General features: G+C 72.1%; 7 protein-coding genes and 1 pseudogene. All 8 read right to left on the bottom strand.

Annotation, left to right across the window (positions count from 1 at the left end; all coding sequences use genetic code 11):
* Positions 1 to 45: 45 nt before the first annotated feature.
* Complete coding sequence (locus tag KV557_RS36810) at positions 46 to 1083, bottom strand: transposase (protein ID WP_308130254.1); 1038 nt, start codon at positions 1081 to 1083, stop codon at positions 46 to 48.
* A 167-nt stretch (positions 1084 to 1250) separates the two neighbouring features.
* A complete protein-coding gene (locus tag KV557_RS36805; protein WP_218205955.1) occupies positions 1251 to 2201 on the bottom strand; it encodes a 4-(cytidine 5'-diphospho)-2-C-methyl-D-erythritol kinase in 951 nt (316 codons plus the stop codon).
* Entirely contained in the window at positions 2198 to 2518 is a 321-nt protein-coding gene (gene fdxA / locus KV557_RS36800) for a ferredoxin (RefSeq protein WP_116153610.1), read from the bottom strand. Before fdxA ends, KV557_RS36805 begins: the two co-directional genes overlap by 4 nt.
* A 52-nt stretch (positions 2519 to 2570) precedes the next feature.
* Positions 2571 to 3407, bottom strand: a pseudogene (locus tag KV557_RS36795) (2-oxoacid:ferredoxin oxidoreductase subunit beta); the annotation flags it as partial.
* Positions 3408 to 3510: 103 nt separating this feature from the next.
* The gene (ispG, locus tag KV557_RS36790) at positions 3511 to 4680 is read right to left on the bottom strand and encodes a flavodoxin-dependent (E)-4-hydroxy-3-methylbut-2-enyl-diphosphate synthase (RefSeq protein ID WP_218205953.1); all 1170 of its coding nucleotides are present in this window, start codon (positions 4678 to 4680) and stop codon (positions 3511 to 3513) included.
* Between the two features lie 198 nt (positions 4681 to 4878).
* The gene (locus KV557_RS36785; RefSeq protein WP_218205952.1) at positions 4879 to 6666 is read right to left on the bottom strand and encodes a 1-deoxy-D-xylulose-5-phosphate synthase; all 1788 of its coding nucleotides are present in this window, start codon (positions 6664 to 6666) and stop codon (positions 4879 to 4881) included.
* Positions 6667 to 6695: 29 nt separating this feature from the next.
* Positions 6696 to 7694, bottom strand: coding sequence for a 4-hydroxy-3-methylbut-2-enyl diphosphate reductase (gene ispH, locus KV557_RS36780; protein WP_218205951.1), 999 nt, complete (start codon positions 7692 to 7694; stop codon positions 6696 to 6698).
* On the bottom strand, positions 7691 to 9085 hold the full coding sequence (gene ptlI, locus KV557_RS36775; RefSeq protein WP_218205950.1) for a pentalenene oxygenase: 1395 nt from the start codon (positions 9083 to 9085) through the stop codon (positions 7691 to 7693). The genes ispH and ptlI overlap by 4 nt, the downstream gene beginning before the upstream one ends.
* Positions 9086 to 9170 lie beyond the last annotated feature (85 nt).

Raw genomic sequence — 9170 nt, 5'->3', positions numbered from 1 at the left:
ACGGCTCGATCAACACCCACTCCGCATCCGTCAATTGCGCTCGCGTCACGTAACACGGTCTACCGGATCAGGACCCGCCGCGAGGGTGAATCGCGCAGATTGATCACGACCGAATACGTGCCCTAGAAGCTCGCCCTGCCCGGCCGCGACCCCGGCGTTCAAGCGGCGGACGCGGCGCACGATCAGCCGCGCGGTGACGTGCTCGGCCTTCTTGCGGCCGGTGAACGCGGTGTAGGTGATCTCGGCGACCTCGGCGTCGGAGACCAGCTCGCCGGTGTCGGGGTCCACGAACGCGTCCGGGTAGCGGATCGCCGTCCACGCGTCCTCGTCGATGGCGCTGATCGCGGCGGCGACGTGTTGGTTCATCCGCACGGTCACGGAGAAGCGGGCGTTCGCTCGGCGGCAGGCGGCAGGCGGCAGGCGGCAGGCGGCCACGACGTCGGCGTTGTAGAACTGGCTGTCCGCGCGGACGGTCACCGTGCCGCTCGCGCCGGCCTGCCGGGTGGCTGCGAGGGCCTCGGCGGTGAAGGGCCCGGCTCCGCGGGCGTCGGCCGCTTTGCCCCGCCGCAGCCGGACCGCCGCGGTCACCGGGCGGGCCAGCGGCGTGGAGAGGGTGGCGAGGATCGGGTGCAGGGTGCGTACGCCCTTGAACCGTCCGACCTCGGCGCCCTGCTTGGCGCGACCGTAGACGCGTCCGTGGGTGGGGTCGATGTCTACGAAGGCCACCCGGTCGACGCCGGGCAGCAGGGGGGCGGTGCGGGCCAGGCGGGCGAGGAAGTCCCGGTGAACCGAGTGGAGTTGGCGGTTGTGCCCGTGCGTGGAGGCGCGCAGGAAGGTGCCCAGCGTGGAGGGCGCGCGCACCCCGTCGAACAGTCGGCCCATCGCGCCGTGCCGGAGCCGGTCGGTGTCGTCGATGGAGTCGGCCCCGGCGCACATCGCCGCGACCAGCGTCATCACCTTCGCGGCCGGATTGGCCCCGGCACCGCTGCCGGCGCCTTCGATGCGCAGCCTGTCGCCGACCAGGGCGGGCAGGCCGGCGCGCTCGGCCAGGCGGACCAGCGGGCCCAACCCCGCGTCCGCGATCAGATTCCGCGTTCGACCTCAAGGCGTTTGCGGCGGGAGCGGTTTCCGCGGCCTGAGCTGCTACGCCTCGCGTCGAACGCCGAGGGGCCAGTACCCGGAGAGATCCGGTACCGGCCCCTCGGCGTTCCCGCTGGACCGCTCCGCTACGGCCCTCGACAGCCCTCGGTTCAGTCCGGGACCGCCGTACAGCCGCCCGTCGGGCCGGCCGTGACGAGGACGTCGCGGTAGCGGCCGGTCGCGGACAGGGCAGTGGCCAGTGTCGCCGCCGCGTGTGCCGACTCCGTGAGGAAGGCACAGGTCGGCCCCGAGCCCGAGACCAGGCCGGCCAGGGCGCCGTGCTCCGGTCCCAGCCGCAGCGTGTCCGCCAGCTCCGGGCGCAGGGACAGGGCGGCTTCCTGGAGGTCGTTGGCGTCCTTGACGGCCGCCGCGAGCAGGGCGGCGTCGCCGCTGTCCAGCGCGTCGGTCACCGCCGCCACCCGCTCCGGCGCGGGCCGCTCGCCGTCGGTGGGCCGCGTTCGCCTCAGCCGGTCGTGCTCCTGGAAGACCGCCGGGGTGGCCAGGCCGTGCGGGGACACCGCGAAGACCCAGTGGAACACCCCGGCGCCGGAGGTCTCCAGCGGGGTGAGGAGTTCACCGCGTCCGGTGCCCAGCGCGACCCCGCCGTACAGCGGAAAGCCGACGTCGCTGCCCAGTTCGGCGGCCAGGAGGCGCAGTTCCTCCCGGGAGAGGCCGAGGCCCCACAGCGCGTCGCAGCCCACCAGCGCGGCCGCCGCGTCGGCGCTGCCTCCGGCCATGCCGCCGGCGACGGGGATGCGTTTGTCGATGTGGACGGCGACGGCCGGTTCGACCCCGGCGGCGCGGGCGATCAGGCGGACCGCCCGCGCCGCCAGATTGCCGTCGCCGGCGGGGATGTCGGCGGCGCCGGGGCCCCGGACGGTGACGGTGAGCCGTGGTGCGGGGGCGATCCGCACCACGTCGTGGAGGCTGACCGCCAGGAAGACGGTGGTGAGTTCGTGGTAGCCGCCCGGGCGGCGGGGGCCCACCGACAGCGTCAGGTTGACCTTGCCCGGCGCCCGGACGGTGACCCCCGCCCGGCGGTCCCCTCCGACCTGGCTCATGCCGTGCGGACCGGCTGTCCGGCGACGAGCGGGTGGTCGCGCTCGACCGGGCCGAGGCCGCTGGCGCCGCCGGGCGAGCCGAGGTCGTCGAAGAACTCGACGTTCGCCTTGTGGTAGTCCGTCCAGTCCCCGGGCACGTCGTCTTCGTAGAAGATCGCCTCGACGGGGCAGACCGGTTCGCAGGCGCCGCAGTCGACGCATTCGTCCGGGTGGATGTACAGGGACCGCCGGCCCTCATAGATGCAGTCGACGGGGCATTCCTCGATGCAGGCCTTGTCCTTGACGTCCACACAGGGCTGGGCGATGACGTAGGTCACGGGTGCTTCCTTTAGCTCGTGTCGCTGTCGGTGTGCGGTTCTCGTCGGGGGCTCAGGCCCCGACCGTCCAGGTGTCGTTGCCGGCCGGCAGCGCGGCCAGGTCGCCCCGGCCCCGCTCGGCGACGGCCCGCTCCAGCTGGTCGTCCATCAGCCGGTCGTAGGCGGGGCGCCGTACGTCGCGCAGGACGCCGATGGGGGTGGGATGCCGCAGCCGGGAGAGGGCGAAGGCGGCGGTGGGGTCGGGGTCCGCGACGTCGTGGACGACCTCGTCGGCGTCCGGGGTGAGCCGGTAGGGCTTGCCGTGCTCCAGGCGCAGCAGGGCGTCGTCGCGGGTGGCGGGGTCCTTGAGCGCGTCGAAGGCGCCGTCGTTGAAGATGTTGCAGTTCTGGTAGATCTCCACCAGGGCCGTGCCGGGGTGGGCGGCGGCCTGGCGCAGGACGTCCGTCAGGTGCTTACGGTCGGAGTCGATCGTTCGGGCGACGAAGGACGCCTCGGCGCCGATGGCCAGCGACAGCGGGTTGAACGGCTCGTCGAGGGAGCCCATCGGGCTCGACTTGGTGACCTTGCCCTGCTCGCTGGTCGGCGAGTACTGGCCCTTGGTCAGCCCGTAGATCTGGTTGTTGAACAGCAGAATCTTGAGGTTGACGTTGCGGCGCAGGGCGTGGATCAGATGGTTGCCGCCGATCGACAGGGCGTCGCCGTCGCCGGTGACCACCCACACCGACAGGTCGGGGCGGGCGCAGGCCAGGCCGGTCGCGATGGCGGGGGCCCGGCCGTGCACGGAGTGCATGCCGTAGGTGTTCATGTAGTACGGGAAGCGGGAGGAGCAGCCGATGCCCGGGACGAAGACGATGTTCTCGCGCACGATGCCCAGCTCCGGCATGAAGCCGTCTGTGCCGTGAACCGGTCGCCGGTCAGCTGCATACCGTCGCCGGAGTCACCGGCGAAGCGGATCACGACCCGGTCGAGCTGTTTGACGGTGGTCGGTGTGCTCACTTGGCGCTCTCCTGCCCGGCGGAGGGGGCGGCCTCGGAAGAATCGTCGTCTTCGTCCTGCCGCATCAGCTCGGCGAGCTTGAACGCCTCCTCGATGAGCGTCTCGACGATCTTCGACTCGGGTACGGTCCTGACGACCTCGCCCTTGACGAAGATCTGCCCCTTGCCGTTGCCGGAGGCGACGCCGAGGTCTGCTTCCCTGGCCTCCCCGGGGCCGTTCACCACGCACCCCATGACGGCCACGCGCAGCGGGATGTCCATGCCCTTCAGTCCGGCCGTGACCTCTTCGGCCAGCTTGTAGACGTCGACCTGGGCGCGCCCGCAGGACGGGCACGACACGATCTCCAGGCCGCGCTGCTTGAGGTTCAGGGACTCCAGGATCTGGAGGCCGACCTTGACCTCCTCGGCGGGCGGCGCGCTCAAGGAGACGCGGATGGTGTCGCCGATGCCCTGGGACAGCAGCGCGCCGAACGCGACAGCCGACTTGATGGTGCCCTGGAAGGCTGGGCCCGCCTCCGTCACACCGAGGTGCAGCGGATAGTCGCACTGCGCCGCGAGCTGCTTGTACGCCTCGACCATGACGACGGGGTCGTTGTGCTTGACGGAGATCTTGATGTCCCGGAAGTCGTGCTCCTCGAACAGCGACGCCTCCCACAGCGCGCTCTCGACCAGCGCCTCCGGGGTGGCCTTGCCGTACTTCTTCAGCAGACGGCGGTCGAGCGAGCCCGCGTTGACCCCGATACGGACCGGAGTGCCGTGATCCTTGGCGGCCCGCGCGATCTCGCGGACCTTGTCGTCGAACTGCTTGATGTTGCCCGGGTTGACGCGCACGGCCGCGCAGCCGGCCTCGATGGCGGCGAACACGTACTTCGGCTGGAAGTGGATGTCCGCGATCACCGGGATCTGCGACTTGCGGGCGATCGTCGACAGGGCGTCGGCGTCGTCCTGGGTGGGGCAGGCGACGCGGACGATCTGGCAGCCGGACGCGGTGAGTTCGGCGATCTGCTGGAGGGTCGCGCCGATGTCGGACGTGCGGGTCGTGGTCATGGACTGGACCGAGACCGGGGCGTCGCCGCCCACGGGTACGGTGCCTACGTGGATCTGACGGCTGGTACGTCGTCGGGCCAGCCTCGGCGGCACCGTCGGCACTCCGAGAGCGACAGGCATGACAGTTCCCCAAGATGGTCGGCCGGTCCGGGCGGACCGGGTTGTGGCTGATGACTGTGTGCCGTTGAGGGCTGTGGAAGTGCTGGAGAAAGGCGTGGCGGCGGGAGCGGGCGCGCCTCGCGGGCAGCGGGGTCACGGGCGGTCGGAGGGGTCGTCGCCGTGCGGGTGGGCGCCGACCGCCCGTCGGGGTGCCCGGTGTCAGCCGACGGCGAGGGAGGCGGTGGCTTCCCGCCGGGCCTGCCATCCGGAGGGCAGGGCCTCCAGCAGCGCGTGGGTGAGATGGCGGGGGGTGAGGCCGCTGGCCTCCAGGACGTCGGCCCGTGAGCCGTGCTCGAGGAAGCGCTGCGGGATACCGAAGACGTGCACCGGCAGGCCCGACTTGGCGTCGCTCAGCGCCTGGGCGACGCGCGCCCCGACGCCGCCGACGCGGCCGCTGTCCTCGACCGTGGCGACCAGCAGGTGATCGAGGGCGAGCCCGGTCAGCTCGGGCGGCACCGGCTTGATCCAGCGGGGGTCCACGACGGTGACGCCGACGCCCCGCTCGGCCAGCCGTTCGGCGACGTCGAGGCAGGTGGCGGCCATGGCGCCGACGGCGACCAGGAGAATGTCGGGACGCTCGCCGCGGTGCAGGACGTCCAGCTCGGCGTAGACGTCCACGGCCGGGATGTCCGCTCCGCTGGAGCCCTTGGGGAAGCGCAGGGCGGTGGGGCCGTCGTCGCAGGCCACGGCCTCCCGCAGGGCGCGGCGCAGGGTGGCGGCGTCGCGTGGGGCGGCCAGCCGCAGGCCGGGCACGAGGTTCAGCAGCGACAGGTCCCACATGCCGTTGTGTGAGGGGCCGTCGTCGCCGGTCACGCCGGCCCGGTCCAGGACGAAGGTGACCGGGGCGCGGTGCAGGGCCACGTCCATCAGGAGCTGGTCGAAGGCCCGGTTGAGGAAGGTGGCGTACAGCGCGACGACCGGGTGCACCCCGCCGAGGGCCAGCCCCGCGGCGGCGGTCACGGCGTGCTGTTCGGCGATGCCGACGTCGATGACGCGCTCGGGGTGGCGGCGGGCGAACTCGCTGAGCCCGGTCGGGTCGAGCATGGCCGCGGTGATGGCGACCACGTCCGGCCGGTCGGCGGCGAGGTCGGCCAGCTCGCTGCCGAACACGGACGTCCAGCTGGGTGCGCCCCCCGGTTTCTGGGCGGAGGCGGCGCGCACGGCGTGGAAGCGGTCCGTGTGGTCCTGCTCGGCGGGGACGTGGCCGCGGCCCTTCTCGGTGACGCAGTGCACCACCACGGGCTTGCGCAGGGCGACGGCCTCGCGCAGCGCCGTCTCCACGGCCTCGATGTCATGGCCGTCCACCGGGCCGACGTAGGCGAGCCCCAGGTTCTCGAACAGGGCTTGCGGGGCGTCGCCCGCGCGCAGGTCGGCGAGGTGTCCGGCGACGGCGCCGGCGGTGGGGGCGTAGGAGCGGCCGTTGTCGTTGAGGACCACGACGACGGGGCGTTCGAGGGCCGCCGCGATGTTGTTGAGGGCTTCCCAGGCCATGCCCCCGGTGAGCGCGCCGTCGCCGAGCACGGCGACCACGGCGCGGTCGCTCTGCCCGAGCAGGGCGTTGGCGCGGGCGAGGCCGTCCGCCCAGGACAGGGAGGTCGAGGCGTGCGAGTTCTCGATGACGTCGTGCTCGGACTCGGCGCGGCTGGGGTAGCCCGAAATGCCGCCGGTCTTGCGGAGCGTGGCGAGGGCTTCGGTGCGGCCGGTGAGGATCTTGTGGACGTAGGCCTGGTGGCCGGTGTCCCAGAGGATCTTGTCGCGGGGGGAGTCGAAGACGCGGTGCAGGGCGATGGACAGTTCGACGACCCCGAGGTTGGGGCCGAGGTGGCCGCCGTTGGCGGTGCAGGTGTCCACCAGCAGCCGCCGGATCTGCGGCGCCAGTTCGCGGGCCGCGTGCGGGGACAGGGCGCGCAGGTCCTCCGGCCCCCGGATCTCCTCCAGGCGTGGCATGGCGCAACCCTCTTTCTCCAGTGGTGGATTCATCGCACCCCACCGGGTGCGGGCGAGACCTCGCCGGCCAGCGGTGTCTGCGGGACGCGGCCGGTGACCGGGTCGGCCAGCCGGCCGGGCATGGAGAACATGACGTCCTCGGCGATGCCCCGCTGGAGCTCGACCTGGTCGAAGCCGAGTTCGGCGAGCCGGGCGACGAGCCCGTCGACGAGGATCTCCGGGGCACTGGCCCCGGCGCTGATGCCGACCGACGACACGTCCTTCAGCCAGGCCGCTTCGAGGTGTTGTTCGTCGGGCACCAGATGGGCGACGGCGCCGTGGTCGCGGGCCACCTCGACCATGCGCAGCGAGTTGCTGGAGTTGTGCGAGCCGACGATCAGGACCAGGTCGTTGTCGCGTGCGAGGTCCTTGACGGCGTTCTGCCGGTTCTGGCTGGCGTAGCAGATGTCGTCGCCGGGGGTGATCAGGTCGGTGAAGCGGGCGCGCAGGGCCTCGACGACGCGCTCGGTCTCGTCGAACGAGAGGGTGGTCTGGGTGAGGACGGCGACCGGGGTGTCGTCGGGCAGGCCGAGGCGCCGTACGTCGTCCTCGGTCTCGATGACGACGATCCGGTCGGGGGCCTCGCCGATGACGCCCTCGACCTCCTCGTGGCCCTCGTGCCCGACGAGGAGGATGGTGCGGCCGTCGCGGGCGAAGCGCACCGCTTCCTGGTGGACCTTGGAGACCAGCGGGCAGGTGGCGTCGATGACTTCGAGCTGCCGGCCGGCGGCGGCGGAGCGCACTCCGGGGGAGACGCCGTGCGCGGAGAAGACACAGACCGCGCCCTGCGGGACCTCCTCCTCGCTGTCGACGAAGACCGCGCCGCGCTTTCGCAGCTCCGAGACGATGTAGTGGTTGTGCACGATCTCCTTGCGCACGTACACCGGCGCCCCGTGCAGGTCCAGCGCCCGCTCGACGATGCCGATGGCGCGCCGTACGCCCGCGCAGAAGCCGCGCGGCTGGGCCAGGACGACGTTCCCTTCGCTCACGTCGCGTCACCGCCGGCCGGTGCGAGGACGGCGGGGGTCATCCGGCGCGGGGTGCGTGCGTCCAGCCTCAGGCGCAGTCGGCGCGGGTGGTAGACGGTGGCCAGCGGGACCGGGCGGATGTCCATGCCGGGCTCGCAGGTGACCCGCCAGCGGCCGAGGATGGTGGCGAGCCCCAGGGTGGCCTCGGTGCGTGCGTAGAGGTCGCCGATGCACTTGCGGGCGCCGGTGCCGAACGGCACGTAGGCGTGGCGGGAGGCCGGCGCGATACGGTCCGGGAGCCAGCGGTCGGGGTCGAACTTCTTGGGGTTGTCGAAGGCGTCCTCGTACTGGGCGACCGCGGCGGGGCTGAAGACGACGGTGGAGCCGGTGGGCAGCTGACGGCCCGCGAGTTCGGTCGGTGAGGCGGTGAGGCGGGTGAACAGCCAGGCCGGCGGGTGCAGTCGCAGCGTCTCGGAGATGATCCGGTCGGCCAGGGAGAGGTTCGGCAGGTCGTCCCACTGCGGGGCGCGGCCGTCGAGGACGGTGTCGATCTCGTCGTGGAGCGCGGCCTCGATCTCCGGGTGCTGGGAGAGGAGGTAGAAGACCCAGGTGAGGGTGCCGGCGACGGTCTCGGTGCCGGCCGCCATGACGGTGATGACCTGGTCGTGGATCTCCTTGTCGCCGAGCCGGCCGCCGTCGTCGTCGCGGGAGGCGATCAGGGCGGCGAGCAGGTCGTCGCGCTCGGTGTCGGAGCTGCGGTAGTCGTCGATGAGCTGCTGGGTGGTCTCGTGCAGGAAGTCCAGGTTGCTCTTGTAGCGGCGCTGGGACGGCAGGGGCAGCCGGCGGATCGAGGCCGGCAGGAACATCTGCCGGAACAGGCCGTTGAGCACGACGTCGAAGGAACGTTCCACCTTCGCCGCCAGCTCGGAGCTGACGGGTGTGGAGTACAGGGTGCGGCCGACCGTGCGCAGGGCCATGCCGTACATCTCCTGGAAGGCGTCGACGACCATGCCGTCCTGCCAGCGCGACGCCGTGTCCTCGATCTCGGCGTGCATGGCCTCGGCGTACCGCTTGAGCTGGCCGCGGGTGAACGCCGACTGCATCAGCCGGCGCTGGCGGCGGTGGTCGGCGAACGGGCAGGTGACCAGGCCGTTGCCGGCGATGTCACGGGCACGGTCGTAGAAGACGCCGCCCTTGTCGAAGATGCGGTCGTTGGTCAGGACGTGCCGCAGCAGTTCGGGGTGGGTCGGGACGTAGGCCGTGGTGGGGCCGATCCTGATCTCGACCAGGTCGCCGTGGGCCGACAGCGAGGTCATGAAGTTCACGGGGTGACGCATCATCTGGAGGGCGTGTCCCACGACGGGGAGCGCCCCGGGCGCGGCTCCCGCCGAGAAGGTGGTCTGCTCGGTCATTTCGATTCTCAACTTCCCGTCTCTACTGATCTGTTGACAGCTGTTCCGGTCAGTTGACAGCTGTGCCGCCGCGACGGCCGGGCGC

It is taken from the genome of Kitasatospora aureofaciens, assembly GCF_019192735.1.
Classification (GTDB): Bacteria; Actinomycetota; Actinomycetes; order Streptomycetales; family Streptomycetaceae; genus Kitasatospora; species Kitasatospora aureofaciens_A.
Note: the sequence above shows the minus strand (reverse complement) of the source record. Positions and strands in the feature narration are given on the sequence as shown.

Bases quoted from the DNA above. Each gene is read 5' to 3' on its own strand.
- KV557_RS36805 (WP_218205955.1), bottom strand. From the start codon at position 2,201: ATGAGCCAGGTCGGAGGGGACCGCCGGGCGGGGGTCACCGTCCGGGCG.
- ispG (WP_218205953.1), bottom strand. From the start codon at position 4,680: ATGCCTGTCGCTCTCGGAGTGCCGACGGTGCCGCCGAGGCTGGCCCGA.
- KV557_RS36785 (WP_218205952.1), bottom strand. From the start codon at position 6,666: ATGCCACGCCTGGAGGAGATCCGGGGGCCGGAGGACCTGCGCGCCCTG.
- ptlI (WP_218205950.1), bottom strand. From the start codon at position 9,085: ATGACCGAGCAGACCACCTTCTCGGCGGGAGCCGCGCCCGGGGCGCTC.